The sequence below is a fragment of the Nonomuraea sp. NPDC001831 genome (assembly GCF_042892035.1).
Taxonomy (GTDB): Bacteria; Actinomycetota; Actinomycetes; order Streptosporangiales; family Streptosporangiaceae; genus Nonomuraea.
Genome location: NZ_JBIATU010000001.1, coordinates 924,954 through 950,625, shown reverse-complemented (window position 1 = coordinate 950,625; position 25,672 = coordinate 924,954). Strand labels below are relative to the sequence as shown.

At 73.3% G+C, this 25,672-nt stretch carries 21 protein-coding genes; 9 read left to right on the top strand and 12 right to left on the bottom strand.

Going from position 1 to position 25,672, the window contains the following annotated elements:
• Positions 1-72: 72 nt before the first annotated feature.
• The 5 genes from scpA to ACFYYW_RS04080 all read right to left on the bottom strand — a co-directional run bounded on the left by scpA (position 73) and on the right by ACFYYW_RS04080 (position 8,762).
• A complete protein-coding gene (gene scpA / locus ACFYYW_RS04100; RefSeq protein WP_364389661.1) occupies positions 73-2,217 on the bottom strand; it encodes a methylmalonyl-CoA mutase in 2,145 nt (714 codons plus the stop codon).
• Positions 2,214-3,929 (bottom strand): methylmalonyl-CoA mutase family protein, encoded by a 1,716-nt coding sequence (locus ACFYYW_RS04095; protein WP_387644834.1) that lies wholly within the window; start codon positions 3,927-3,929, stop codon positions 2,214-2,216. The genes scpA and ACFYYW_RS04095 overlap by 4 nt, the downstream gene beginning before the upstream one ends.
• 45 nt (positions 3,930-3,974) lie before the next feature.
• Complete coding sequence (locus ACFYYW_RS04090; protein WP_387644831.1) at positions 3,975-5,837, bottom strand: peptidoglycan-binding protein; 1,863 nt, start codon at positions 5,835-5,837, stop codon at positions 3,975-3,977.
• Positions 5,838-5,915: 78 nt separating this feature from the next.
• A complete protein-coding gene (gene mtnA, locus ACFYYW_RS04085; RefSeq protein WP_387644828.1) occupies positions 5,916-6,854 on the bottom strand; it encodes an S-methyl-5-thioribose-1-phosphate isomerase in 939 nt (312 codons plus the stop codon).
• A 42-nt stretch (positions 6,855-6,896) separates the two neighbouring features.
• Positions 6,897-8,762: a potassium transporter TrkA gene (locus ACFYYW_RS04080; RefSeq protein WP_387644825.1), complete on the bottom strand. Its 1,866-nt coding sequence runs from the start codon at positions 8,760-8,762 to the stop codon at positions 6,897-6,899.
• Between the two features lie 94 nt (positions 8,763-8,856).
• Between ACFYYW_RS04080 and ACFYYW_RS04075 the strand changes: the two genes are divergently transcribed.
• From ACFYYW_RS04075 to ACFYYW_RS04050, 6 genes are all read left to right on the top strand, one after another.
• Entirely contained in the window at positions 8,857-10,509 is a 1,653-nt protein-coding gene (locus ACFYYW_RS04075) for a serine/threonine-protein kinase (protein WP_387644822.1), read from the top strand.
• 56 nt (positions 10,510-10,565) lie between these two features.
• Positions 10,566-11,678, top strand: coding sequence for a DUF5925 domain-containing protein (locus ACFYYW_RS04070; RefSeq protein WP_364389658.1), 1,113 nt, complete (start codon positions 10,566-10,568; stop codon positions 11,676-11,678).
• Positions 11,679-11,798: 120 nt separating this feature from the next.
• Positions 11,799-12,833: a C39 family peptidase gene (locus ACFYYW_RS04065; protein ID WP_364389656.1), complete on the top strand. Its 1,035-nt coding sequence runs from the start codon at positions 11,799-11,801 to the stop codon at positions 12,831-12,833.
• A 6-nt stretch (positions 12,834-12,839) separates the two neighbouring features.
• Positions 12,840-14,711 (top strand): prolyl oligopeptidase family serine peptidase, encoded by a 1,872-nt coding sequence (locus ACFYYW_RS04060; RefSeq protein ID WP_387644818.1) that lies wholly within the window; start codon positions 12,840-12,842, stop codon positions 14,709-14,711.
• Positions 14,708-15,970, top strand: a complete 1,263-nt coding sequence (locus tag ACFYYW_RS04055; RefSeq protein ID WP_387644815.1) for a M20/M25/M40 family metallo-hydrolase — start codon at positions 14,708-14,710, stop codon at positions 15,968-15,970. Before ACFYYW_RS04060 ends, ACFYYW_RS04055 begins: the two co-directional genes overlap by 4 nt.
• A 136-nt stretch (positions 15,971-16,106) precedes the next feature.
• Positions 16,107-16,706, top strand: coding sequence for a TIGR03086 family metal-binding protein (locus tag ACFYYW_RS04050; protein ID WP_387644812.1), 600 nt, complete (start codon positions 16,107-16,109; stop codon positions 16,704-16,706).
• 44 nt (positions 16,707-16,750) lie between these two features.
• On the opposite strand, the gene ACFYYW_RS04045 is transcribed toward ACFYYW_RS04050, so the two are convergent.
• The 3 genes from ACFYYW_RS04045 to ACFYYW_RS04035 form a co-directional block, all read right to left on the bottom strand.
• Complete coding sequence (locus tag ACFYYW_RS04045) at positions 16,751-17,494, bottom strand: DUF427 domain-containing protein (RefSeq protein ID WP_364389652.1); 744 nt, start codon at positions 17,492-17,494, stop codon at positions 16,751-16,753.
• Between the two features lie 40 nt (positions 17,495-17,534).
• Positions 17,535-18,119: a hypothetical protein gene (locus ACFYYW_RS04040; RefSeq protein ID WP_352328881.1), complete on the bottom strand. Its 585-nt coding sequence runs from the start codon at positions 18,117-18,119 to the stop codon at positions 17,535-17,537.
• Between the two features lie 73 nt (positions 18,120-18,192).
• Positions 18,193-18,660 carry an adenylyltransferase/cytidyltransferase family protein gene (locus ACFYYW_RS04035; protein ID WP_352328879.1) on the bottom strand — a complete coding sequence of 156 codons (468 nt, stop codon included), beginning with the start codon at positions 18,658-18,660 and terminating at the stop codon, positions 18,193-18,195.
• A gap of 206 nt (positions 18,661-18,866) precedes the next feature.
• On the opposite strand from ACFYYW_RS04035, the gene ACFYYW_RS04030 reads away from it, so the two are divergent.
• Entirely contained in the window at positions 18,867-19,367 is a 501-nt protein-coding gene (locus ACFYYW_RS04030; RefSeq protein WP_387644809.1) for an ATP-binding protein, read from the top strand.
• Here ACFYYW_RS04030 and ACFYYW_RS04025 read toward each other — a convergent pair.
• On the bottom strand, positions 19,321-20,295 hold the full coding sequence (locus ACFYYW_RS04025; protein ID WP_387644806.1) for a response regulator transcription factor: 975 nt from the start codon (positions 20,293-20,295) through the stop codon (positions 19,321-19,323). The genes ACFYYW_RS04030 and ACFYYW_RS04025 overlap by 47 nt on opposite strands.
• A gap of 195 nt (positions 20,296-20,490) precedes the next feature.
• Here ACFYYW_RS04025 and thrS point away from each other — a divergent pair, with 195 nt between their 5' ends.
• Positions 20,491-21,666: a threonine--tRNA ligase gene (gene thrS, locus ACFYYW_RS04020; RefSeq protein WP_387644803.1), complete on the top strand. Its 1,176-nt coding sequence runs from the start codon at positions 20,491-20,493 to the stop codon at positions 21,664-21,666.
• Positions 21,667-21,683: 17 nt separating this feature from the next.
• Here the strand turns inward: thrS and ACFYYW_RS04015 are convergent, their stop codons facing one another.
• The gene (locus ACFYYW_RS04015) at positions 21,684-22,652 is read right to left on the bottom strand and encodes a magnesium transporter CorA family protein (protein ID WP_352328873.1); all 969 of its coding nucleotides are present in this window, start codon (positions 22,650-22,652) and stop codon (positions 21,684-21,686) included.
• A complete protein-coding gene (locus ACFYYW_RS04010) occupies positions 22,652-23,365 on the bottom strand; it encodes a DUF72 domain-containing protein (protein ID WP_387644800.1) in 714 nt (237 codons plus the stop codon). Before ACFYYW_RS04010 ends, ACFYYW_RS04015 begins: the two co-directional genes overlap by 1 nt.
• Positions 23,366-23,435: 70 nt before the next feature.
• Between ACFYYW_RS04010 and ACFYYW_RS04005 the strand changes: the two genes are divergently transcribed.
• Positions 23,436-24,785, top strand: a complete 1,350-nt coding sequence (locus tag ACFYYW_RS04005; protein WP_387644797.1) for a YibE/F family protein — start codon at positions 23,436-23,438, stop codon at positions 24,783-24,785.
• A 6-nt stretch (positions 24,786-24,791) separates the two neighbouring features.
• Here ACFYYW_RS04005 and ACFYYW_RS04000 read toward each other — a convergent pair whose 3' ends face one another.
• The gene (locus tag ACFYYW_RS04000; RefSeq protein ID WP_364389647.1) at positions 24,792-25,649 is read right to left on the bottom strand and encodes an NAD(+)/NADH kinase; all 858 of its coding nucleotides are present in this window, start codon (positions 25,647-25,649) and stop codon (positions 24,792-24,794) included.
• Between the last annotated feature and the right edge of the window lie 23 nt (positions 25,650-25,672).

The window sequence follows — 25,672 nt, the reverse complement described above, 5'->3', positions numbered from 1 at the left end:
CGGGTCACAGGCGGCCGGTGACCTTCCGGGCAAGCCGCCCGGCGGGTCAACGACCGACCGGTGACCCGCCGGCTACGGGCGGCCGGTGAGCGTCCGGAGCAGGTCGAGGGCGGCGTCGGCGATCACCGTGCCCGGCGGGAAGATGGCGGCGGCGCCGGCGGCGCGCAGCTCGTCGTGGTCGCCCGGCGGGATGACGCCGCCCACCACGATCATGATGTCCGCGGCGTCGAGGTCGGCCAGGGCGCGCCGCAGCGCGGGCACCAGCGTGAGGTGCCCGGCCGCCAGCGACGAGACGCCCACGATGTGCACGTCGGCCTCGACCGCCTGCCTGGCCACCTCTTCCGGCGTCTGGAACAGCGGGCCGACGTCGACGTCGAAGCCCAGGTCGGCGAAGGCGGTGGCGATCACCTTCTGGCCCCGGTCGTGGCCGTCCTGGCCCATCTTGGCGACCAGGATGCGCGGGCGGCGGCCCTCGTCCCGCTCGAAGTCGGCGCAGGCCTCGCGGACGCGCTCGATGGCCTCGGCCGGCCCGGACTCGTCACGGTACACACCGGAGATGGTACGCACCTGCTCGGCGTGCCGGCCGAACACCCGCTCCAGGGCGTCGGAGATCTCGCCGACGGTGGCCTTGGCGCGGGCGGCGTCCACGGAGAGCTTGAGCAGGTTGGCGTCGAGGCCCGGCGCGGGGTTCTCGGCGGCCTTGGTGAGCGCGTCGAGGGCGCGCTGCACGGCCTCGCCGTCGCGTTCGGCCCTGAGGCGGGCCAGCTTGTCGAGCTGCTGGGCGCGTACGGCGCTGTTGTCGACCTTGAGCACCTCGATGGGCTCGTCGTCGGCGGCGCGGTACTTGTTGACCCCGATGACCGGCTGGCGGCCGGAGTCGATGCGGGCCTGGGTACGGGCCGCGGCCTCCTCGATGCGCAGCTTGGGCAGGCCCGCCTCGATGGCCCTGGCCATGCCGCCGGCCGCCTCGACCTCCTCGATGTGGGCCCAGGCGCGCTCGGCGAGGTCGTGGGTGAGCCGCTCGACGTAGTAGGAGCCGCCCCAGGGGTCGATGACCTGGGTGGTGCCCGACTCCTGCTGCAGGAGGAGCTGGGTGTTGCGGGCGATGCGGGCCGAGAAGTCGGTGGGCAGCGCTAGCGCCTCGTCGAGGGCGTTGGTGTGCAGCGACTGGGTGTGGCCCTGGGTGGCGGCCATGGCCTCGACGCAGGTGCGGGCGACGTTGTTGAAGACGTCCTGGGCGGTGAGCGACCAGCCGGAGGTCTGGCTGTGCGTGCGCAGGCTCAGCGACTTGGGGTTGGCCGCCCCGAACCGCGACACCAGCTTGGCCCACAACAGCCGGGCGGCGCGCAGCTTGGCGACCTCCATGAAGAAGTTCATGCCGATGCACCAGAAGAACGACAACCGGGGGGCGAACCGGTCGACGTCCATGCCGGCGGCGATCCCGGCGCGCAGGTACTCGACGCCGTCGGCGAGGGTGTAGGCGAGTTCGAGGTCGCAGGTCGCCCCGGCTTCCTGGATGTGATAGCCAGAAATGCTGATCGAGTTGAACTTCGGCATCTTCTCGCTCGTATAAGCGAAAATATCCGAGATTATGCGCATCGAAGGGGCCGGCGGATAGATGTAGGTGTTGCGGACCATGAACTCCTTGAGGATGTCGTTCTGGATGGTCCCGGCCAGCTCCTCCGGCGCGACGCCCTGCTCCTCGGCCGCCACGATGTACATCGCGAGCACGGGCAGCACCGCGCCGTTCATGGTCATCGACACCGACATGCGGTCGAGCGGGATGCCGTCGAAGAGCTGCCGCATGTCGTAGATGGAGTCGATCGCCACCCCGGCCATGCCTACGTCGCCGGCCACGCGCGGGTGGTCGGAGTCGTAACCCCGGTGCGTGGCCAGGTCGAAGGCGACCGACAGGCCCTTCTGCCCGGCCGCCAGGTTCCGCCGGTAGAAGGCGTTGGAGTCCTCCGCCGTGGAGAAGCCCGCGTACTGGCGGATCGTCCAGGGCTGGTTGACGTACATGGTGGGGTAGGGCCCGCGCAGGTACGGGGCCGCGCCGGGATAGGTGTGCAGGAAGTCGAGCCCGTCGAGGTCGGCGGCCGTGTAGAGCGGCTTGACCCCGATGCCCTCCGGCGTCTCCCACACCTCGCCCCCGGGGACGGCCGCCGCGCCGGAGCCGGCCCCCGGCCCGAGCGGGACGCCCGAGAAGTCGGGGATCATCGCAGCACCTCCAGGTCCTCGAACGTCTGACGGAGCACGGCGAGCGCGTCGCACCCCGCGTAGAGGCAGGCGTCCACGCCCTCGTAGTCTCCCTTCCCCGCCAGCCAGACGCGTCTCGCCCCCGCGTGCCGCAGGGCGGCGGCCACGGCGCGGGCGTGCTGGGCGTAGAGCTTGTCGGTGGAGCACAGGCAGGCGACGGCGGCGCCGCTCACGGCGAAGGCGGTGGCGATCTGCTCGGGGTCGGCGCCCGGCCCGGCGGTCTCGGTGGCCAGGCCGCCGGCGTGGAACAGGTTGGCGGCGAAGGTGGCCCGCGCGGTGTGCGCGGCGACCGGCCCGATGGTGGCCAGGAACACCTTGGGACGCTCGGGCAGGGCGTCGGCCACGTCGCGCAGCGCCTCGAACTCCTGGGCGTAGCGGGCCACGGGCCGCCCGGCGGGGGCGGGTGGCCGACGCAGCGGCTTCTCGCCGGGATCGGGGAACTCGCTGACGCCGGTGATCGGGAAGCGGCGATGGGCGATGTCGTCGGCACGGCGGGCCCGGGTGGCGGCGACGCGCCGCTCGATCAGCTCGCCGGCGGCCGCCACGCCCCCGGCGGCCTCGATCTCCTGGAACCACGCCCAGGCGCTCTCGGCCAGGTCGGCGGTGCGCCGCTCGACGTACCAGGAGCCGCCGGCGGGGTCGGCCACCCGCCCGATCCCCGACTCCTCCAGCAGCAGCGACTGCGTGTTGCGGGCGATGCGCCGGGAGAAGGCGTCGGGCAGGCCGAGCGCGGCGTCGAAGGGCTGCACGGTGACCGCCTCCGCCCCGCCGACGCCCGCCGCGAAGCAGGCCAGCGTGGTGCGCAGCATGTTCACCCAGGGGTCGCGGGCGGTCATCATGGCCGCGCTGGTGACGGCGTGCTGGCGCTGGCCGCCGCGCTCGGCGGCGCCGCACACCTCGGCCACCCTGGCCCACAACCGGCGCGCCGCGCGCAGCTTGGCGATGGTGGCGAACTGGTCGGCCGTGGCGGCGTACCGGAAGTCGATCTGGCCTAGCGCTTGCTCAACAGTGAGGCCGGCGCCGGTGAGCGTGCGCAGCTCGGCCACGCCCCGCGCGATCGAGCAGCCCAGTTCCTCGGCGTCGGCGGCGCCCGCGTCGTGGTACGGCGTGGCGTCGACCATGACCGCGCGCAGCCCCGGGACCGCGACGCACCGCCCGGCCAGCTCCGCCCCCTCGACGCCGCTCGCGCCCAGGTTGCCGCTGGGCGTGACGCCCTGCGCGGCGGCCAGGCCGAACAGCGCCTCGGCGGCCTCCCGCGTGTGCTCCCCCGCCTCCAGCACGATCGGGGCCAGATCGAGGTAGACGTCCTTCAGCACGGCGGGCAGCGCGCCCACCGGGATCGCGCCGTCGCCGACGACCAGCCAGAGCGAGGTGACGCCGTTCTCCAGGTCGGCCAGCACCGCCTCGGGGTCGGCCACGGCGTGCCGCTGCCGGACGTCCCAGCCGGGCCGCGCCCGCGCCCCCCGCGTGAACGGCGGCGCGCCCGGCAGCCCGGGATCGCCCGGCAGGTCGTCCGCGTCGTAGAGCGGCGCGACCGGCACGCCGTCGTAGGTCGGGCTGGACAGCGCCTCCTCGGGCGAGCCCGCCTCGACCCCCGACTTGCGCAGGACCTCGACCGCCAGCCTCCGCCAGTCGTCGCGAGTGGTGGGAGGAAAGCCCGCTGCCAGTTCCATGCAACGGATAGTAGGCGCTGCCCGGCCGCCGCAGTAATCCGGGGGTTACCCGTCGGCGAGCGGCGCCTCCCACGCCAGCCTCCACGTGAGCGGGCCCACGATCCCGTCGTCCTCGACGCCCTGCTCGCGCTGGAACGTGCGGCACACGTCGCGTGAGCGGGCGCCGTACGCGCCGTCGACGGTCAGGTCGTAGCCGCGCTTGTGCATCTGCCGCTGCCAGGTGCGCACGTCCTCGCCCTCCATGACCGGCGGGTACTTGAGCAGCCGGCCGGGGAAGGGCGGCGCGCCCTTGGGCGGGGGCGGGGTGGTGCCGCCGCCGGGGCGGGGCGCGCCGCGCCTGATCCAGGCGTACAGGGGGTCGCCGGGGCAGTCGGTGGAGTAGCCGTCGCGGTGGCCCTTGATCTCCTTGCCCGCGCCGCCCCGGTCGCGGACGTACTGGACGGCGTCGAGGACGGCGTCGAGCATCGCGTCGGGCGGCTGGACGAGCCCGGCGTTGCCGACCAGCCCGAGCACGGCGTAGTGACCGCTGTTGAGCCCGGGACCGTTGGCCGCCGGCAGATGGTGCAGCCCCCGCCCCTCGAAGACCTTCCGGTGCGGGCAGGCGACGAAGGAGTTCCCCGTGAAGTAGACGGTGCCGTCGCGCCTGGCCAGCCAGGTCTGGTTCGCGGTCCTGGGACACCAGATCTCACCGTGGTAGATCTCCCGGCTGATCCTGAAGCTGGCGCTCTTGCGAGCCGCCCGCGGCGCGAAGTACTGCTGCCGCCGAATGGTGACCGCCCACATGTCGCTCGCACACGTCGAGGTCGGCGGCCTGCGGCGCAAGGACGCGGCACTGCCCGTCAGAAGCACGGCGAACATGAACGCCTCCGCCCCCGCGCGATTCTTCTGCGCCAGTTTGTCCTTTCCGTTGTTGTCGGCGGCGAGCGAGGTCTCGATGAACAGGGACAGCTGTGCCCGGGTGAGGGAGAGCAGGAACTCGAAGGTCGGCACCCTGTCCGGCGCCATCTCCAGCAGCCGCCGCCCGGCGTCGGAGGACAGGTGGAACTCGGTGAGCTGCCGGTTGACGGTCTCCCGCCATCGAGGCACCCCGTCGGTGCTCCGGCCGGTGCGCGGGGAGCCCGGGACGGGAGGGCCGAAGACCGACATGAGTGCCTCGCGGATCCTGGCCACGTACACCGGGTTCTTCTGCGACTGGTAGATGGCGACACTCGTGGTCGGGCGGCCCCGAAGCGGCTTGACATGCCCTTCCGTCCAGAACCAGGCAACGAGCTCCACGAGGGCGTCCGACCATTTCGCCTCGGTGGGAAGATCGGCACAGGGCGCCGCCAACGGCACTCTGTCCCAGTACCCCATCGTCTCCGTGGTCACCCACAGCCGCTCGTGCTCGGTAACCGCCCGGGGCATTCGGCCGGCGGGCGGCCCACCGTCACGGCCCTTACGCCGGTCGGTTCCGGTACGCCGTCTACGGCGCTCGACGGGCCAGCGGTGTTGCGGCGTGGTCAGGGAGGAGTGTGACGCGCCTTCCATGCGCACCATCTCCCTGGCGCCGGCCGGAAAGACGTACACGTCGAGCAACCCCTGCCATTCGGACGCGCCCGTCTCGTGGTTGAGGGTGAGCACGCTCTCCCCCGGCTCCAGCTCGCGATACCGTTTCCAGCCCTGCCGCGTCAGGATCTCCGTCTCCTCGTCGACGCAGTAGCCGATGTCGATCCAGCCGTTGCCGTCCATGTGATAGCCCTGGATGGATCTCACCAGCTCGACGCAGCCGGCGTGGTCGGACAGGATGGCGGGTTCGACCCGGCCGCCGGTGTAGTGGACCTTGACGCCCTTGGTCGAGTCAAGCTGGGTGTAGGCGCCGCGGGGCGCGCGTGCCTGCCAGTCGCGGCGTAACACCAGATCGATGTCCACGAGTGCTCTCCGAGAGTAGATATCGGGACGACCGAGCGTAACGCCAGCGAGGTGAGCAGGTCCGGGGATCGCGTTATTTCACGGTCTGATCACCCGCCGTTCGGTCACGATCGCGGTGATCAGATCGTGCGGCGTCACGTCGAACGCGGGGTTCAGCGCCTGTGTGCCCTCGGGCGCCAGGCGTACACCTCCGACGGTGAGGATCTCCTCGGGGTCGCGGTCCTCGATCACGATGTGGTCGCCGGTCGGGGTGGCGGGGTCGATGGTGGACTCGGGCGCGACCACGATGAACGGCACGCCGGCCCGTTCGGCGCCGAGCGCGAGCGCGTACGAGCCGATCTTGTTGGCGGTGTCGCCGTTGGCGGCGATGCGGTCGGCGCCGATGAGCACCGCGTCCACCTCGCCCTTGGCCAGCAGGTACGGCCCCGCCGAGTCGGCGACCAGCCGGTGCGGCGCGCCCATCCTGGCCAGTTCCCAGGTGGTGAGCCGGGCGCCCTGGAGCAGCGGGCGGGTCTCCAGGGCGAGCACCTCGGCCAGGCGGCCGCGTTCGTGCAGGGTCTGGACGACGCCGAGCGCGGTGCCGCGTTCGACGGCGGCCAGGCCGCCGGTGTTGCACACGGTCATGATCCGCAGCCGGTCGCCCTCCAGCAGGGCGGCGCCGCGCTCGCCCATGGCCAGGCAGGCGGCGATGTCGTCGTCGCGGATCCGCAGCGCCGCCGCCAGTACCGCCTGCCTGCCCTCGTCCAGGTGGGCGGCGGCCTGGTCGACGCCCCAGGCCAGGTTGGCGGCGGTCGGGCGGGCCGCGCGCAGCTCGGCGATCTGGCCGAGGTCGCCGTCGGCGAGCACGACGCCGAGCGCGCCCGCCACGCCGAGCGCGGGGGCGCCGCGCACGGCCAGCCGCCTGATCGCCGCGACGAGCTCGGCCACGGTCTCCACGCGCAGCCGCACGCACCGGCCGGGCAGCAGGGTCTGGTCCACGAGCTCGACGGCGTCGCCGGCCCAGTCGATGGTCCTCACGCCGCACACGGTAGCCCACGGCTCCCGGGCCGGGCCGCGGGGTCAGCGTTCGGCCAGGACGATCACCGAGTCCTGCCGGCCGAGGACGACGGTGTCGCTCTTGGCGGGGTTGAGCACGATGCCGTAGTGCGGCGGGACGTTCCTGGAGACGTTGTCGCGGTAGCCGATCGCGGTCTCGCCCCTGCGCCGGGCCGCCTCGACGATGGTGGCGAAGGTGACCTCGGTGCCGGTCTCGACGTAGGAGGCGGCGGGCCGGGGGTAGATCTCCGAGCCGTGCGAGTCGAACAGGTAGCCGAACACGTCGGCGAGGTGCCGGTTCTCGGCGAGCTGGGCCAGCAGCAGGCCGATGACGGTGTCGCTGATGACGATGTCGTCGGCCTCGGTGACCTCGGCCAGCGCCCGGTTGCCCTCGTCGTGCATCTCGCTGACGATCGAGTAGTGCTCGCCGAGCGTGCTCTGCATGTCGCGGAGCTGGAGCAGGGTCATGAGCGTGCGGGTGTCGGCGTGGTGGGGGTCGAAGCGGTCGTCGGACAGGACGATGACGTGCTGGTAGAGGCCGACGCCGAGGGATTCCAGCGCGTACCGGTCGGTGGTGTCGCAGTCCTTGACGTTGACGGTGAGGGTGCGCAGCCCGGTCAGGCCGGCGCCGGCCTTGGGGTGGTCGGCGGCGATGTCCAGGACCGAGCCCGTGGAGACGTAGCCGTCCAGGTAGCGCACGATCTGCTCGGCGCGGCCGTTCCAGTTGAGCAGGAGGGTGCGTTCGGGCTCGGGCTTCGGGGCGGCGGCGGTGATGACGGCCTGTTCGTCGATCGGGGGCTCGCCGGTGGCGAGCCGGATGTGGGAGTCGTCGTGGGCGATGACGACGATCTGGTCCTTGGCCGTGATGACGGTGTCCATGGGCGGGTTGAGCACGACGCCGGCCGGGCCGCGTAAGCCGATGACGGCGGCGGTCTCGTAGGCGTGCAGGGCCTGGCTGTAGGTGGCGCCGACCAGTTCCTCGTCGGCGCGCAGGTAGATCTCGCCGCCGTCGAAGTTGAGCAGGTCCATGCAGACGACGGACATGCCGGACTGGCGGGAGGACTGCACGATCAGCCGGGAGGCGGTGTCGTCGGAGTCCACGAGGTGCACGTCCGCGCCGCCGGCCAGCCGGGCGGCGGCCAGGTTGCGGGCGGAGGCCAGGGCGGCGACCACGGGCGGGTGGGAGCCGTGCCGCTTGGCCAGGGCGAGCAGGATCTTGATGACGTGCGCGTCGGGGTCCTCGCCCTCGGGTGAGAGCACGACGACGGACCTGGCGGCGGTGAGGTTCATCAGGCCGAGGTCGCGCGGCTCGGTGGGACGTCCGGTGCGGCAGACCAGGCGGGTCCTGCCGAGGTCGCCGACGTGCTCGCGGATGTCCTCCTCCATGGCGAGCTTGTCGCGGTCGGCCAGGACGGCGATGACCGAGTTCTTCTGGCTGGCGTGCGCCTTGACGAGCTCGGTGACGATCGTGAACACCTGGTCGGACCAGCCGAGCACCACGGTGTGGCCGGACTCGACGATGCGCGAGCGGCCCCTGCGCAGGCGGTCCACCTTCTGCTTGAGGCCGTTGGACAGCAGGCCGACGAGCATGCTGACGATGAAGATGCCGCCCAGCGACCCGGCGAACATGACGGTCATGTAGCCGAACGAGCCCTTGTCGCTGGCGACCTTGCTGGGGGTGAGGGCGTGCATGAGGGCGATCCACAACACCTGCCCGGGGCCGCTGACGCCGTCGGGCTCGTCGGGCGCGAGCCAGAGCGTGAGCGCGGCCACCACGAGGATGAGCGCGACCGACACCACCGCGAGCCAGCCGATGAGCGAGGCCGTCCCCCTGGACATGGTGTTGTCGAACCAGTACCGCGCCCGTTCGCGGACCGTGATCCTCGACACTTCCCCGATACCTCCGTGTAAGGAGTGATTTAACCGACGTCACAAGGTACCGGGCGATCTTGGCTTCCGCATGGCGAGCGGTAACGTAGCCGCCATGGTGATCCCCCTCACACCGGACGATCCGGCGTTCCTGGGCGATTTCCGGCTGGCCGGGCGTCTGGGCGAGGGCGGGCAGGGCGTGGTCTACCTGGCCCACTCCGCCTCCGGGGAGCCGGTCGCGGTCAAGCTGCTCAACGCCGGTGACCAGGAGACCCGGGCCAGGCTGGCGCGCGAGCTCGACGCGCTGGAGTCGATCGCCTCCTTCTGCACGGCCCGCGTGCTCGACGTCTCGACGCGGGGCTCGCGGCCGTACGTGGTGAGCGAGTTCGTGGACGGGCCCTCGCTGGCCGACCGGGTGGCCGGGCGGTCGGCCGCCGGCACCGCCGGGGGCACGACCGGGAGCACCGCCGGGAGCACCGCCGGGAGCACCGCCGGGCGCGGCCCGCTGCGCGGCGGTGAGCTGGAACGCCTGGCGGTCGGCACGGCCACCGCGCTGGCGGCCATCCACGCGGCCGGGGTCGTCCACCGTGACTTCAAGCCGTCCAACGTGCTGCTCGGGCCGGACGGGCCGCGGGTGGTGGACTTCGGCATCGCCAGGGCCGAGGGGGCGGCGACGCACACCTCGGGGCTGGTCGGCACGCCCGCGTACCTGTCGCCGGAGCAGATCGCGGGCTCGCCCGCGTCGGGGGCCTCCGACGTGTTCGCGTGGGGGGCGACCATGGTCTACGCGGCCACGGGGGTCAGCCCGTTCGGGGCGGACACCGTGCCGGCGGTGCTGCACCGGGTGCTGCACGCCGAGCCCGACCTGTCGGCGCTGCCGCCCCGGCTGCGCGGGCCGGTCGCCGGCGCCCTGGCCAAGGACCCCGCCCACCGCCCGACGGCCGCCGCCCTCCTGATGACCCTGGTCTCCCCCAGCCCGGCCACGGGGCCGGGCGCGGTACCTGGATCGGCGCCGGGAGCCGGGCCAGGACCGGGACCGGGAACGGGAGCTGGACCGGGAACGGGGCCGGGAACGGGGCCGGGGCCGGAGATGGGGCCGGGAGCAGTGCGGCGAACGGGGTCTCCGAGGCTCGATCCGGGGGCGGCCGACACGCGCGAGAGCCGCGCGGCCCGAAATCGGGGACGCCGCGCCCTCGTCGGCGTCGGAGCGGCCCTGCTGGCCCTGGCCGTGGCGGGCGGCGTGGTGCTGCTGACCACCCGCACCCCCGGCTCGACCGCCACCCGGTCCACCCCGCCGCCGTCCACGGCCGCCGCCCTGTCCAGCCCGCCGTCCGCACCTCCGTCCGTGCCGCCGTCCACGGCCACCGGCCCGGCCACGCCCGCCGCCACCTCCCCGGCCGCTACGGCGCCGGCCACCGGCGGCACCGGCGATCTGAAGATCCCGGCGGCCTTCGCCGGCACCTGGTCGGGCCACACCGACACCACCAATCCGCTCGACCCCGACGGCGCCGAGAACACGGTCGAACTGAAGGCCGGCCAGTCACGGGCGGCCTGGAAGGAGAAGGACTCCCAGGTCGACTGCGCCGCCACGATCACCCTGACCGAGGTGCGCCCGGACCGGCTGACTTTCTCCCTCGGGACGTCCACGGGCGGCTGCATCCCGGGTACTGTCTGGCTGGAGCTGGAAGGCGACACTCTCACCTACACCTGGCGGGACGTGCCCGGCCTGGGCATGGTCACCCAGACCGGCAATCTCACCAAGAAGTGACCGAACCACCCGCATAACCCTTCGACATCCGAGCCCACGAAGGAGATCCTTTACCTATGTCTGTGATCAGGGAGGTGCCGTTCCCCAGTGCGGACTCCTCGTCCGAACTGCCGATGAACATCTGGATCGACGACGCCGACTCAGCGATCGACGTCATCGACGCGCTGGCGTTGTCGCCGTTCGCGACCGGCGTCCAGCCCTGGTCCAAGCTGGCCAATCTGGAGCGCGTACGTCCGGACGCCCGGTTGCAGCCGGCCGAGGGCCGGGTGCTGCGCACCGCGCAGGTGGAGGACGGTTCGGAGTCGCGGCTCATCTGCGGCGAGGGCTGGACGCTGCGGGTCGTGCGGCACCGCAACCGCACCGCCACGGTGAGCGTGACGGCGGCCAGCGAGGAGCTGGCCGCCTCGGTGCTGAAGGAGAGCATCGACGGCGCCGAGGAGCCGATGCCCGACGCCGACCACGTCGAGATGGGCTTCTGGTGGCGCGGCTCCCACGGCGGCAACCGGTCGGAGAAGCCGATCACCGCCCAGCCGTGGGACGAGATCGGCACGAACTACTCGGCGCAGGTGCGCCCGGCGCTCGGCCGCCTGATGGCGACCACGCCCGCCGACGTCAACGGCCGGCTCATCCTGCTGCACGGCCAGCCGGGCACCGGCAAGACCACGCTGCTGCGCACGCTGGCCAAGCAGTGGCACGACTGGTGCCAGGTCGACTGCGTGCTCGACCCCGAGCGGCTGTTCAACGACCCGGGCTACCTGATGGAGGTGGCGGTCGGCTACGACACCGACGACGACACGCAGCGGTGGCGGCTGCTGGTGCTGGAGGACTGCGACGAGCTGATCAGCTCGGGCGCCAAGGCCCAGGCGGGGCAGGGGCTGTCGCGGCTGCTCAACCTCACCGACGGCCTGCTCGGCCAGGGCCGCGACGTGCTGGTGGCCATCACCACGAACGAAGACCTGACCCGTCTGCACCCGGCCGTGATCCGTCCGGGACGGTGCCTGGCGCAGATCGAGGTGGGCCCGCTGACCAGGGACGAGGCCGTCGCCTGGCTGGGGTCGTCGCAGGGCGTGGGCGCCTCGGGGGCGACCCTCGCCGAGCTGTACGCCCTGCGCGCCGGGCGCGCGATCGCCCCGGCGGGCACCGACGAGTCCACCGGCCTCTACCTCTGATCCGGCCCCGCCGGGGGCGCCGCGCGCGTCCCCGGCGTCCCGCGCGCTGAGGGGGCACGTCCGGGCTGGTACGTAAACCAACCGATGTGCGACACCGGGTGTGAAACCACAATATGGCTGGTGCTCACCGTCGATCTGGCGCGCGTCGCCTTCACCCGTCTCACCGTGCCCGGAGGCACGTGGACCAGCGAGGAACACCGGGTCGGCTTCGCGGCCACCCAGCTCGTGCCCTCGTGGACCGCGCGCACCCCGCCCGGCGGCGGGGTCGAGGTGGAGCTGCGGGCCAGGACCGGGGCGGGCACGCTGACCAAGTGGTACGTCATGGGCCGGTGGTCCGAGCACGGGCCGCGCACCTCGGTGCCCGGCCAGGGCGACGAGGACGGCGACGTGGCCGTGGACACGTTCGTGGCCAGGCGGCCGGTCGTGGCGTTCCAGCTGAGGGTCACCGCGCGCGGCGAGGGCGCGCGGATGACCTCTCTCGGCGTGCTGGCCTCGGCCCTGCCGCAGCGTCCGGTCACGGTGAGCACGCCAGGGGTGGCCGGGCACGTCGAGCTGGACGTGCCCGGCCACTCCCAGTACGCGCACGCCGGGCACCACCCGCACTGGGACGGCGGCGGCGCGAACTGGTGCAGCCCCGCCTCGGTGGCGATGGTGCTGGCCTTCTGGGGCCGCGGCCCCGGGCCCGGCGAGCTGGCCTGGGTGGGCGCGGACGACCCCGCCCCGGCGGTGGACCACGCGGCCATGGGCACCTACGACGACGGCTACCAGGGCACCGGGAACTGGCCGTTCAACGTGGCCTACGCCGGGCGTTACGGGCTGACCGGCTTCGTGACCAGGCTGCTGTCGGCGGCCGAGCTGGAGGCGTTCGTGCTGGCGGGGATCCCGGTGATCGCCTCGCTGTCGTTCCGGGCCCACGAGCTGCCCGGCGCCGGCTACTCCACGAACGGGCACATCCTTGTCGTCACCGGCTTCACCGCCGGGGGCGACGTCGTCGTCAACGACCCCGCCGCGCCCGCGGACGGCGAGGTTCGGCGGATCTACCCGCGGGCAGCGTTCGAGAACGTGTGGCTGAGGAGCTCGGGCAGCGGCGGCATCGTGTACGTCCTCCACCCGCCCGGGCACCCGCTGCCTCCCTGTACCAACGGCAATTGGTGATCTTTCATGAGTATTCGACCGATCGATGTGGCGCGTACCGACGGCGGCCCCCAGTGGGTGGAGGCCGTCGCCACGCCCGAGGGCGTGGAGGTGTGGTGGGACGAGCCGCGCCCGCACGAGGGCGGCAGGCGCTGCGTGGTGCGCCGACTGCCCGACGGCTCGCGCGCCGACGCGCTGCCTCCGGGCTGGAACGCCCGCAACCGCCTGGTCGAGTACGGCGGCCGCTCCTGGCGCCCGCTGCCGGGCGGCGGCCTGGTCTTCACCCATTGGGCCGACCAGCGGCTCTACCGCCTGGACGGCGCTTCGGGGACGGCCGCCGGGCCGGTCGCCCTGACCCCCGAGGGCCCGGCCCGGTACGGCGACCTCTACCTGCCGCCCGGCCGCGACGAGGTGTGGGCGGTCCGCGAGATCGACGACGCGCGTGACCTGGTCGCGGTGCCCCTGGACGGCGGCCCGCTCAGGGTCGTCGCCCGCGCCCACCATTTCCTGATGAACCCCCGCCTGTCCCCCGGCGGCACCCGGATCGCCTGGATCGGCTGGAACCACCCCGACATGCCCTGGGACGGCACCGAGCTGTGCGTGGCCCCCCTGTCCCCGGACGGCGTCGCGGGCCCCCACCGGGTCGTGGCCGGCGGCCGCGAGGAGTCGGTGACGCAGGCCGAGTGGCGCGACGAGGAGTCCCTGTACGCCGTCACCGACCCGACCGGCTGGTGGAACGTGCACCTCGTGCATCTCGACGGCTCCCCCTCGCGCAACCTCACCCCCGTGGAACTGGAGTTCGGCGCGGCGGCCTGGAAGCCGGGCCTGGCCTGCCTGGCCCCGGCGGGCGAGCGGCTGGTCGTCGTGTACGGCACCGCCGACCACCGCCGCCTGGGCGTGCTCGACCCGGCGACGGGCGACCTGCGGGAGATCGGCGGGGCGGAGCACACGTACTGGGCCTCGACGGTGTCGGCGGCCGGGGGCATGGCGGCGGCGGTGGGGGCGACGCCGTACACGCCGCTGGAGGTGACGCTGGTCGATCTCGCCACCGGCGGGCACGAGGTCGTCTCGGCCCCCAAGCCGCTGCCCGACCGGGCGCTGCTGCCCACGCCGGAGGCGGTGACGATCGAGGGCGTGCACGCCCATCTCCACCCGCCGGCCGGGGTCGCCGGGCCGGCGCCGTACGTGATCTTCGTGCACGGCGGCCCGACCGGCAACACGCCGGTCGTGCTGGACCTGGAGGTCGCCTACTTCACCAGCCGTGGGATCGGCGTGGCCGTGGTGAACTACGGCGGCTCGACCGGCTACGGCCGGGCCTACCGCGAGCGGCTGCGGCACCAGTGGGGCGTGGTGGACGTCCAGGACTGCGCGAAGGTGGCGCGCGGGCTGGTGCAGCTCGGCCTGGCGGACGCGGCCAGGATCGCGATCCGGGGCGGCAGCGCCGGCGGCTGGACCACGGTGGCCGCGCTGGTGCACAGCGACGTGTTCGCGGGCGGCGTCGCGCACTACGCGATCACCGACCCGGAGAGCTGGGCGGCCGAGACGCACGACTTCGAGTCGCGCTACCTCGACGGCCTGGTGGGCCCGTTGCCCGAGACGCGGCAGCGGTACACCGACCGCTCGCCGCTCCTGAACGCGGCCCGGGCATCGGGCCCATGCCTCATGTTGCACGGTCTGGAGGACGCGATCGTGGACGTGAGCCAGGCCGAGCGATTCACCGCCGAACTGGACAAGCACGGCAAACAGTGGGCTCTGCTCACCTTCGCCGGCGAGCAGCACGGCTGGCGCAGGGAAGAGACCATCGTGGCGGTGCTGGAGGCCGAGCTGGCCTTCTACGGGCTGATCTTCGGCCTGGAGACGCCCGGCGTCCCGCCGCTGACGCTGAAGGGGAGAGCGTGAAGAGCGTCGCCGAGATCTGCTCGGACCTGATCAGGTTCGACACCACCAACCCGGGCTCGGGCGAGCGCCCGGCGGCCGAGTACGTGGCCACGCTGCTGGCCGACGCGGGGCTGGAGCCGGTGGTGTTCGAGTCGGAACCCCGGCGCACGACCGTCGTGGCCAGGATCGACGGCGACTCCTCCGACGCGCTGCTCGTCCACGGCCACCTGGACGTGGTGCCGGCCGACCCCGCCGAGTGGCGGATGCACCCGTTCTCCGGCGAGATCACCGACGGCTGCGTGTACGGCCGGGGCGCGGTGGACATGAAGGGCTCGTGCGCGATGACGCTCGCGGCCGTGCTGGACATGACGGCGCGCGGGGTGCGGCCGAAGCGGGACCTGGTGCTGGCCTTCCTGGCCGACGAGGAGGCGACCGGCGACCACGGCTCCCGGTACGCGGTGACCGAGCACCGGCACCTGTTCGACGGCGTCACCGAGGCCATCAGCGAGTCGGGCGGCTTCAGCGTCGAGTCCGGCGGGCGGCGGGTCTACCCGATCGCCGTCGGCGAGCGCGGCACGGCCTGGATGAAGGTGACCGCCCACGGCGTGGCGGGCCACGGCTCGCGGCCCGCCGTGGACAACCCCGTCGCCACGCTGGCCCACGCCCTGTCGCGGGTCGCCGCCCACCAGTGGCCGGTACGCCTGACGCCGTCGGTCGCCGCGCTCCTGGAGAGCCTGTCGGAGATCACCGGCCGGCCGATCGACCTGGACCGGCTGGACGCCGAGGCCGACCGGCTGGGCCCGCTCGGCGAGCTGTTCCACGGCCAGATCCGCAACTCGGCGAACCCGACGATGCTGGACGCCGGGTACAAGGTGAACGTGGTGCCCTCGACGGCCTCGGCGCACGTGGACGGCCGGTACCTGCCGGGCCTGCAGGAGGAGTTCCTCGCGACGATCGACGAGCTGCTCGGGCCGAAGATCACCCGCGAGTTCGTGAACCTGGAGGAGGCGCCGGCCGCGCCGTACCCGTCGGCGTTCTTCGACGAGCTGGCGGGGGCGCTGGTGGCCGAGGACCCGCAGGCGCGGCCGGTCCCGTACGTGATGAGCGGCGGCACCGACGCCAAGTCCTTCGCCACCCTCGGCATCCAGGGGTACGGCTTCGCCCCGCTCATGCTCCGGCCCGACCTGGACTACTTCGGCATGTTCCACGGCAAGGACGAGCGGGTGCCGGTGGAGGGCCTGGAGTTCGGCACCCGCGTGCTGACCCGCCTGCTCACCTGAGCGTCCCGGCCCGGCGACGCCCTCCTGCCGCCGGGCCGAACCAGGCGGTCAGCGCCTCCTCCAGGCCGCTCCCGCGAACTAGTGGAACAAAGCATTCCGTTCTGCTATTATGGAGTCATCTCGAAAGGAGCTCCACATGGGCGACATCATCAGCGGCTGGGACGTTCTGGACGCCTCGCACGAGGCGCTGCGCAAGGCCGTCAGCGGCATCCCGGCGGGCGGCTGGGACCTGCCGACCCCCTGCTCCGAGTGGAGCGTCACCAAGGTCTTCAAGCACGCGGTGGGCGACCAGATCGGCTTCGCCGCCACGCTCACGGGTGAGCCCGGGCCGGCGTTCAACCCGTTCGACCCGCCCGCCGAGCCGGGCGCCGACCCGGCGGCCGAGCTCGACGACGCGCTGACCCGCTCGGCCAGGGCGTGGGCCGCGGTCGACCGCGACGCCGCCGAGGTGCCCACCCCGGTGCCGCCGAACAAGATGTCGCCGTGGGCGGGCTCGACGGCGTGCGCGCTCGACGCGGCCGTGCACGCCTGGGACATCGCCGTGGCCACCGGTCAGCCCTCGCCGCTGACGCCGGAGATGGCCGGGCCGCTGCTGGAGGTCGCCCAGCAGATCGCCGACCCGCTGCGCCCGTGGGGCGCCTACGCCGAGGCGCTCCCGGACGACCCCTCCGGCGACGAGGTCGCCGCCCTGCTGCGCTACCTCGGCCGCGACCCGCACTGGGCGCCGGCCGCCTGAGGCCCGCGTGCGCCCCGCCCGAGCGGCGGGGCGCAGGGCCCGGCTCAGGAGAACTTGGTCTGCGGACGCTCCTCGCGCTCGCCGTCGACGAAGATGTCCAGCTTCTCGTTGTAGAAGGCGATCAGCCCCGCCACGCGCTCGCTCTCGGGCAGCGGCGTGCGGTAGGACCAGGCCAGGTCTTTCTTCCCGTTGACCGACCAGTACTCCGCGGTGCCCTTGTAGGGGCAGTGCGTGGCGGTGTCGGTGTGCTCCAGCAGGTCGAGCCGTACGTCGGTCTTCGGCAGGTAGTAGCGGGCCGGCAGGCCGGTCTCGAACAGGATGCGGGCGTTGCGCGAGTCGGCCACGGTGACCCCGTCGACCTCCACCCGGATGTGCCGCGAGCTCGGCAGGATGTCCACCCGCGTGTACGGGTCGCGGGCGTGCACGTAGACCTCCTCGTCCTCCTCGAACCAGGCGTCCATGGCGTCCCAGTCGAAGCGCACGTGCCCGCGGATCTCCTCCAGCGGCGAGTCGTCGTAGACCAGCGCCGCCTCCGGGGCCTGCGCGGCGCCCGAGGTGACCGTGTGGACGGCGGCGTCGCCCCTGCTCGGGGAGTGCCTGGACGCGCCGGTCGGCTTGAGCGCCGCCTGCTCGACGTCCTGGAGGGGGAAGTAGTAGGTGGGGTAGAAGGGGCCTTCCCACACCAGCAGGGCCCGGGTCGTGTCGGCGATCGGCCGGCCGCCCAGGTAGGTCCGCACGCGCTTGGCCGACCGCTCGACGCGGACCCGGCCCCGGTTCGTGGCATCCATGTCCCCGCCAACCCGCGTGGCGGCGGTGCTATTCCGGCACTCAGACCCCGAACAGCGCCAGTGTCACCCACGTGGTGACCGTGCCGGTGAGCGCACCCGCCGCGACCTGCGCCCACGTGTGATGGGCGAGACGGACCCTGGCCCAGCACACCAGCGCCACCACGGCCGCGCCGGCGATCGCCACCGGCACGGCGGGCAGCACGTGCGCCAGCACCACCACCGTGCCCGCCGAGACGGCGGCGTGGAAGGAGATCTTCCAGCGGGTGGTGATCGGCACGGTCACCGCCAGGGCGACCAGCATCGCGGTCACCGTGGCCACCAGCAGCCGCGGCGCGCCCAGCAGGACCAGCAGCGCGAGCGCGGCCAGCACGGCGGCCACGGCGGCCAGCAGCGGACCGGTGCGGCGGGCCCGGTCGACGATGTGGTGGGAGTCGAGCCGCCCCGAGCGCACGCCGAGCGCGATCACCGCCGCCGGCACGCCGCCGCAGAACGCCGAGGCCACCAGCCCCCAGGCCGCGCCGGTCCATCCCTGGGCGAGCAGGCCCACGGCGGGCGGCATGACGATCACCAGCACTTGCGGTGCCAGCAGGTTCGTCACCCGCTTCGCCACCAGGTCGGCCATCATGGCATGAAAGATTACGCGATCATGGCCGCTGCCCGTTTCAGCGACGCCCCGGCCGCTCCGGGGCGCCGGCTCGTCAGCCCTTGCCGGCGGCGTTCACGATGCGGGTCGTGGAGCGGTCGGGGATGGCCGCCATCTCCCAGCACTCCGCGCCCAGGATGGCCGCCGCCGTGGCGCGCGCGCCCGCGTGCGGGTCGCCGGCGGTGTGGGCCAGCGCACCGGGCCGCATCGGCGCGAGCAGGTCGATGTAGTCCTCGGGGCCGTGGGCCTCGGGCGGGCCGGCGACCACGAAGACGCCGGACACGCAGCGCAGCGCGGCCAGCACCTCGGCCCGCTCCGCCGCCGGGTTGAACGGCCGGCTGGGCCCCTTCCACGCCCGCACGCGCGGGTCGTCCTCCACGCCGACCACCAGGGGCAGCCCGCGGGCGGCCACGGCGCCCAGGTAGCGCACGTGGCCGACGTGCAGGATGTCGAAGACGCCGGTCACGACGGCCGCCCCGGGCCGGTCGTACGGCTCCACCCAGACGGCCTCCAGGCTGCTCACGCGACCTCCTCCGACGGCCGGGCGAGTAGGCTGCTGTGCACGCTTTGCTCCCCCACGGGCCTAGACGACTCGTCGATCGCAGCGTACTCGGTCGCCGCGGCAGGTCGTGCAGGCGACCTTGGAAAGAGCATTCCTACCTTTTCGCGATAATCTCTCGCCCCCTGCCCGCGCGTCTCATGACGTCACCTGATTCGGGGGAGGTCGCCGTGGCGCCGAGGGACTCAGACCATGCCGACGGGGGTGAGACGCCCGGGTTCCGCGACCTCGCGGTGCGGCTTCCCGGGGTTCCGTCCCAGGTCTCGCGGGCCAGGGGGCTCGTGACGGCCGCGCTCGGCCGCGATCATCCGTTCCATGACGACGTGGTGCTGCTCACCAGCGAGCTGGCCACGAACGCGATCCTGCACACCAGGTCCGGGGACGGCGGCTCGTTCACGGTGTCGGTGCTCAGCTCGGACACCACGGTCCGGGTGTGCGTGGCCGACGGCGGCGCGGACGGCCCGCCGTGCGTGTGCCGGACCGCTCCGCAGGCCACCAGCGGCCGGGGGCTGCCGCTGATCGAGGCGCTCAGCCACCGCTGGGGGTTCGTCCGCGAAGGGGGCTCGACGACCGTCTGGTTCGAGCTGACGCAGGCCCGCGTGCCCGGCGGGCAGGAGCCGTGCGTCACAGGTCGAGCCGGCACAACCCTTCGGCCAGCGCCTTCGTGGTGAGCCTGGTCCGGCTGTCGCAGCCCAGCTTGGCGAAGATGTGCTCCAGATGGGTGGTCACCGTCCGGACGCTCAGCACCAGGCAGGCCGCGATCTGCGGGTTGGAGTCGCCGGCCGCGACCCGGGTGAGCACGTCGACCTCGCGGCCGGTCAGGTCGTAGGGCAGCGGGCAGGGCCGTTCGGCGGCGACCGCGCCCTGCAGCGAGCCCTGGTAGCCGACGCCGGCCCGCAGCAGCCGCACCTCGTGCCAGCGGCCGCCGCCGTCGAGCCACAGGCCGCGCCGGCTCAGCTCGCGCGAGTCGATGAACGCGCGCGCGAAGGCCGCCATGGCGGGGTCGTCCCACAACTCGCGGGAGACCTCGTGGCCGGGCACCGCGCGGCGCTCGCCGAGCCGGTCGAAGGCGACCGCGCGGAAGTCGGGCGGCAGCCCGGCGGGGTCGATCACGCACCGGGTCAGGTCGGTGACGTGCGCGAGCATCGGGCTCACGGCGGCGATCAGGGCGCCGGCCAGCAGCGGGAAGGCGTCCTTGGCGGCCAGGTGCAGCAGGCCGGTGTAGCGGCCGCCGTCGGCGAGGAACAGCGGCGCGGTCAGGCCGGCCCGCCATCCGTAGGGGGCCAGGTGGCGGCGGAAGTACCGTTCGGTGCCCGGCTGCGGCATGGGCACCGGCCGCCGCCCGGCGATGGCCTCGCGGCAGGCGTCGAGCGCGGCGTACTCCTCGGCGGCGTCGCGGTCGATGCGGCGGTGGCCGTCGGAGACGACGCTGTGGTGCCGGCCGGTGGCGGGGTCGAAGGCGACGAACTCGTAGGCGTCGAGCGGGACCACCTGGCGCAGCGCCGCCATCGCCGCGTGCGCGCCGCCACCGCCCGCGACCTGGTAGCCGACCTCGGCGAACGCCTGCAACTGGCGGACGCTCAAGGTGATCTCAGCCACGGCTCTTTTATATCATTTGCCATTCCTTGACCGGTTGTTGAAGATTTTCTTCACGGCCGCCGCGGTGCTACGGTGGCGGCATGCAGCGCGCTCTCGTCACCACGACGCCGGACACGGTCCCGGCGCGCTGATTCCATGCATCCCGGGCGGGCGCCCGGGAGCTGGTCGTTCGCCCTTTCACCGCAAAGGACGATCATGAACGACCACCGCAGGCTCGGCCGCGAACTGGAGATCTTCGGCACCGACCCGCTGATCGGCTCCGGGCTGCCCTACTGGCTGCCCGCCGGGGCCGCCGTGCGCAAGGCCGTGGAGGACTACGTCCACGAGCTCGAACGCCGCCACGGCTACGTGCACGTCAACTCCCCCGTGCTCGGCAAACGCGAGCTGTACGAACGCTCGGGCCACTGGGCGCACTACGCCGAGGACATGTTCCCGCCCATGAACGTGGGCGGCGAGGAGTTCGTGCTGCGGCCCAGCCTGTGCCCGCACCACGCGCTGATCTACCGCTCGCGCGGGCGCAGCCACCGGGAGCTGCCGCTGCGCGTGGCCGAGCTCGGCGGCATGTACCGCTCGGAGCTGTCGGGCGTGCTCGGCGGCCTGACCAGGGTGCGGGCCATCCAGCTCAACGACGGGCACGTGTTCTGCGCGCCGGAGCGGGCGGCGGCCGAGGTGTCGGCCGCGCTCGACCTGATCGAGGCCGCGCACGCCCAGCTCGGCATCCGGGCCGCCCGCTACCGGCTCTCGCTGCGCGGCGAGGGCGGCAAGTTCGTGGACGACCCCGCGATGTGGGCGCGCTCGGAGGCCGTGCTGCGTGAGGTGCTTCAGGAACGCGGCCGCGCCTACGACGAGGAACGCGGCGAGGGCGCCTTCTACGGCCCGAAGATCGACATCCAGATCGCCGACCCGGCGGGCCGCGAGAGCACCCTGTCGACCGTCCAGGTGGACCTGTACCAGCCCGAGCGCTTCGACCTGTCGTACGCGGGCGGCCGGCGTCCCGTCATGGTGCACCGCAGCGTGGTCGGCGGGATCGAGCGCCTGGTCGCGCACCTGATCGAGGTGCACGGCGGCGCGTTCCCCGCGTGGCTGGCGCCCGTGCAGGCGGTCGTGCTGCCGCTGTCGGACGCCGAGCTCCCGGCGGCGGAGGACGTGCTGCGGCGGGCAGTGGCCGCCGGGCTGCGGGCCGAGCTGGCGCCCGCGGACCGGGGCAGCCTCGGGGCCAGGATCCGGGCGCACCGGCTGGTGCCGTACCAGCTCGTGGTGGGGCCGCGCGAGGTCTCGGACGGCGTGCCGGCCGTCCGGCTGCGGGACGGCCGCCAGGCGGGCCCGGTGCCGGTCGAGCGGCTGGCCGAGGACTGCCGGCCGCGCTTCTGACGGCCTGTCGCCAGGGTTCAGAGCCAGTCCTTCTTCTTGAAGACCGCGTACAGCACCACGGACGCCACCGCCACCAGCACCGACGACACCCAGAAGCCCGAGATCTGCCCGGAGCCGGGATAGGGCACGTTCTGGCCGTAGAAGCCGGTGATGGCGGTGGGCACCGCGATGATGGCGGCCCAGCTCGTCACCCGCTTCATGATCTCGTTGAGGCGGAAGCCCTGCTGGGCCAGGCGGGTCTCGCGGACGTTGGCGAGCATGTCGCGGATCGCCTCCACCCACTCGGCGACGCGCTGGACGTGGTCGTAGACGTCCTCGTAGTAGGGGGCCATCACCGGGTCGGCGACGATCTCCTGGTCGCGGCGGAGCAGCGTGCCGAGCACCTCCCGCATCGGCATCGAGATCTTGCGGAGCCTGGCGGTGTCCTTGCGCAGCACGTACATGGCGCGCTGGAGCTGCCTGCCGTCGCGGGGCGCGTCGTCGAACAGCGACTCCTCCATGGCCTCGGCCCGCGCGTCGAGGTCCTGGACCAGGTCGAACTGGCTGTCCACGACGTAGTCGAGCAGGCCGTGCAGCAGGAAGGCGACGCCGTGCGCGGCCAGGCGGGAGGTCGCGTCCCAGCGCCTGACCACCTCGTCGATGTCGAAGCAGGCGTTCTCCCGCACGGTCACCAGGGCGTTGCGGGTGACGAAGGCGTTCACCTCGACCGGGACGAGGCGGCCCTCGTCGAGGTGGATGCCGTACACGGTGATGAACAGGTGGTTGTCGTAGACGTCCACCTTGGGGCGCTGGTGGTCGCTGAGGACGTCCTCGACGGCCAGTTCGTGCAGGCCGAGCTCCTCGCCGACCTGGTTGAGCTGCTCGGGGGTGGGCGAGCACAGATCGAACCAGACGACGGCCTCGGGGTCGCCGACGTGGTCGGAGACCTCCTCGACGGGGAAGCCCTCCTTCTCGAGGACGCCGTTCCTGTACAGACGCGTGCGCATCAGGCGAGTCTGGCAAATCGCCGGGCATCGCGCACGGCCGCTCCCCCCGGATCGTTGTTGAAGTAGACGTGGACGTCCCGCCACCCGGCCTGCTCCACCCTCCGCGCCCAGCTCTTCAGCGCCGCCGCGCCGTAGGAGGGCCGGGGGGCGGCCAGGCCCTCGTGCAGGCGCACGTACCCCCAGTCGGCGGTGCGCCACAGCGGCGTCAGCGGCCGGCCGAGGCGGTCGGCCCAGCACAGCGCGGCACCCCGCGCGAGCAGCACCTCGCGCACCTCGGCGGTCCACCAGGAGTCGTGCCGCGGCTCCACCGCCACCCGCACGCCGCCGGGGAAGCAGCCCAGGCAGCGGTCGAGCAGGGCGGGGTCGGCGCGCAGCGTGGGCGGCAGTTGCAGCAGGATCGGGCCCAGCTTCTCCTTGAGCGCCCCGGCGGCCGCCATCAGCCGGGCGACCGGCTCCTCGGGCCCGGTCAGCCGCTTGATGTGGGTGAGGTAGCGGCTGGCCTTGACCGCCATCACGAACCCGTCGGGGGTGCGCTCCCGCCAGGCGGCGAACGTCTCCGGCGACGGCAGGCGGTAGAAGGCGTTGTTGCTCTCGACCGTGGGGAACTCGGCCGCGTACGTCTCCAGCCACAACCGCTGCGGGACCCCCTCGGGGTACAGCACGCCGCGCCAGTCCTTGTACTGCCATCCGGAGGTGCCCACCAGCGTCGCCACACCCGGCTCCTACCCCGCGCCGGGTGCGTTACTGTCGCAGTCCAGGAAGCCGAGGAGGATCTTTCACGCGATGGGCGCCGATCAGTTCCACGGCCATGCCGCCGGCCCCTCCCCCGGCCACTCCCACGGTCACGGTCACGGTCATGGTCACGGCCACGGTCACGGTCACGGCCATTCCCACGGCGGGCCCGCCGCGCCGCCGTCGCGCGGCGCGGTCGTGGCGAGCCTGGCCGTGCTGGTGCCGCTGGCCCTGGCGACGCTGGCCTGCCTGGTGTGGCTCTGGCCCGCGGCGCAGCCGGCGCCGGACGGCCAGGACGGGCGGGAGGGGCCCGCGGTCGAACGGGTCGAGGGCACGGTCACCTCGATCACGCTCAGGCGCTGCCCGGCCGTCCAGGAGGGCATGCCGGCGCCCGACCCGGCCACCTGCGGCAACGCCACCGTACGGGTCGGCTCGGGGCCCGACACCGGCCGCGACGTCACGCTGCGGCTGCCGGGCGGGCCGGGGGCGCAGCGGTTCACGGCGGGCGACGACGTGCTGCTGCTGCGGGCCGCCGACGGGGCCTACCAGCTCTCCGACCACGACCGGTCGACGACGTTGTGGCTGCTGGGCGGCGCGTTCGCGCTGGCGGTCATCGCGTTCGGGCGGTGGCGCGGGGTGACGGCGCTGGTGGGGCTGGCGGTGACGTTCGGGTTGTTGCTGACGTTCGTCATCCCGGCCGTCCTGGCGGGCGAGCCGCCGATGCTGGTTGCCGTCGTCGGCTCGGCCGCGATCATGCTGACGGTGCTCTACCTCACCCACGGCTTCTCCCTGACCACCTCGATGGCCGTGCTGGGCACGCTGGCCAGCCTCGCGCTCACCGGGCTGCTGTCGTACGGGGCGATCGGCCTGGCCCGGCTCAACGGCGTCACCGACGACACCGCCCTGACCCTGGGCATGAGCCTGTCCATCGACACCGAGGGGCTGCTGCTGGCCAGCATCATCATCGGGGCGCTCGGCGTGCTCGACGACGTCACCGTCACCCAGGCGGTGACAGTGGGCGAGCTGGCCGCGGCCAACCCCTCCTACGGCTTCGCCCGCCTGTACCGGGCCGCGGGGCGGGTCGGGCGGGCCCACATCGCCTCCGTGATCAACACGATCATCCTGGCGTACGCGGGGGCGTCGCTGCCGCTGCTGCTGCTGTTCAGCATCGGCGCGCAGCCGCTCGGCGACGTGCTGACCACGCCGGTCGTGACCCAGGAGATCGTCCGCAGCGTCGTGGGCACGCTCGGGCTGATCGCCGCCGTGCCGATCACGACCGCGCTGTCGGCGCTGGTCGCCGCCCGCGGCGCGCGGCCCGCGCAGGCGCCGGAGGGCGAGCCGTCCACCAGGCCCGTGCGGGCCAGCGGGCCGCTCACCAGGCCCGCGCGGCACCGCCGCTGAGCGGGGTCAGCCGACCTCGGCGCTGCCGTCCACCCGCAGCTTGCGGCGGGCGCGCTCGTAGAAGGTGGTGCCGACGCGGACCACCTTGGCCGCCCCCGGCCAGGCGGTGACCGTGACGGTGTCGCCGGGGCACAGGTGGCCGACCACCCGTCCGTCCACCTCGACGGCGAGCCTGCCGCTCGCGGGCAGCACCTCCAGCGTCACCTCCTCGTCGGCGGGCAGCACGAGGGCCCGGTTGAAGGAGGAGTGGGCGGCCGCGGGCACCACCAGGACGGCCTCCACGCGGGGCGAGACGATCGGCCCGCCGGCCGAGAAGCTGTAGGCGGTGGAGCCGGTGGAGGTGGCCACGATCACCGCGTCCGCGGACAGGCTCACGAACGGGCTGCCCGACGGGGTGACCGACACCCCGGCCAGCCCCTCGCCGGGGATGCGGACCAGCGCGATGTCGTTGAACGCCGTCACCGGGACCCCGGCGACCACGCTCCTGATGGCCATCCGCGGCTCGATCGTGTATTCGTGGCGGTCGATGGCCGACAGCGTGCCGGCCAGCTCGTCCACGTCGATCTCGGCCAGGAAGCCGAGCTTGCCCAGGTTCACCCCCAGGATGGGCGTGGGCCGGCCGGCCAGCAGCCGCATGGTCCGCAACATCGTGCCGTCGCCGCCGAGCCCCACCAGCAGATCGGCCCGCTCGACCAGGGCGACCGCGTCGACCGGCACCGCGCTGCAGTCGATGCGCCCGACCTCCTCGGGCAGCCCGAGGACGGTCGCCCCCTTGTCCGCGGCCCAGCGCAGGATGGTGTCGATCGCCTTCTTGGAGTCGCGCTGGGGATGCAGTACCAGCCCGACCGTCCCGACCATGCCCATGCGACCAGCCTAAACGGTGGCGT

Bases quoted from the DNA above. Each gene is read 5' to 3' on its own strand.
- ACFYYW_RS04015 (WP_352328873.1), bottom strand. From the start codon at position 22,652: ATGCGCACGCGTCTGTACAGGAACGGCGTCCTCGAGAAGGAGGGCTTC.
- ACFYYW_RS04045 (WP_364389652.1), bottom strand. From the start codon at position 17,494: ATGGATGCCACGAACCGGGGCCGGGTCCGCGTCGAGCGGTCGGCCAAG.
- ACFYYW_RS04000 (WP_364389647.1), bottom strand. From the start codon at position 25,649: ATGGGCATGGTCGGGACGGTCGGGCTGGTACTGCATCCCCAGCGCGAC.
- ACFYYW_RS04075 (WP_387644822.1), top strand. From the start codon at position 8,857: ATGGTGATCCCCCTCACACCGGACGATCCGGCGTTCCTGGGCGATTTC.
- ACFYYW_RS04095 (WP_387644834.1), bottom strand. From the start codon at position 3,929: ATGGAACTGGCAGCGGGCTTTCCTCCCACCACTCGCGACGACTGGCGG.
- ACFYYW_RS04040 (WP_352328881.1), bottom strand. From the start codon at position 18,119: ATGATGGCCGACCTGGTGGCGAAGCGGGTGACGAACCTGCTGGCACCG.
- ACFYYW_RS04050 (WP_387644812.1), top strand. From the start codon at position 16,107: ATGGGCGACATCATCAGCGGCTGGGACGTTCTGGACGCCTCGCACGAG.
- ACFYYW_RS04070 (WP_364389658.1), top strand. From the start codon at position 10,566: ATGTCTGTGATCAGGGAGGTGCCGTTCCCCAGTGCGGACTCCTCGTCC.
- thrS (WP_387644803.1), top strand. From the start codon at position 20,491: ATGAACGACCACCGCAGGCTCGGCCGCGAACTGGAGATCTTCGGCACC.
- ACFYYW_RS04005 (WP_387644797.1), top strand. From the start codon at position 23,436: ATGGGCGCCGATCAGTTCCACGGCCATGCCGCCGGCCCCTCCCCCGGC.
- scpA (WP_364389661.1), bottom strand. From the start codon at position 2,217: ATGATCCCCGACTTCTCGGGCGTCCCGCTCGGGCCGGGGGCCGGCTCC.
- ACFYYW_RS04060 (WP_387644818.1), top strand. From the start codon at position 12,840: ATGAGTATTCGACCGATCGATGTGGCGCGTACCGACGGCGGCCCCCAG.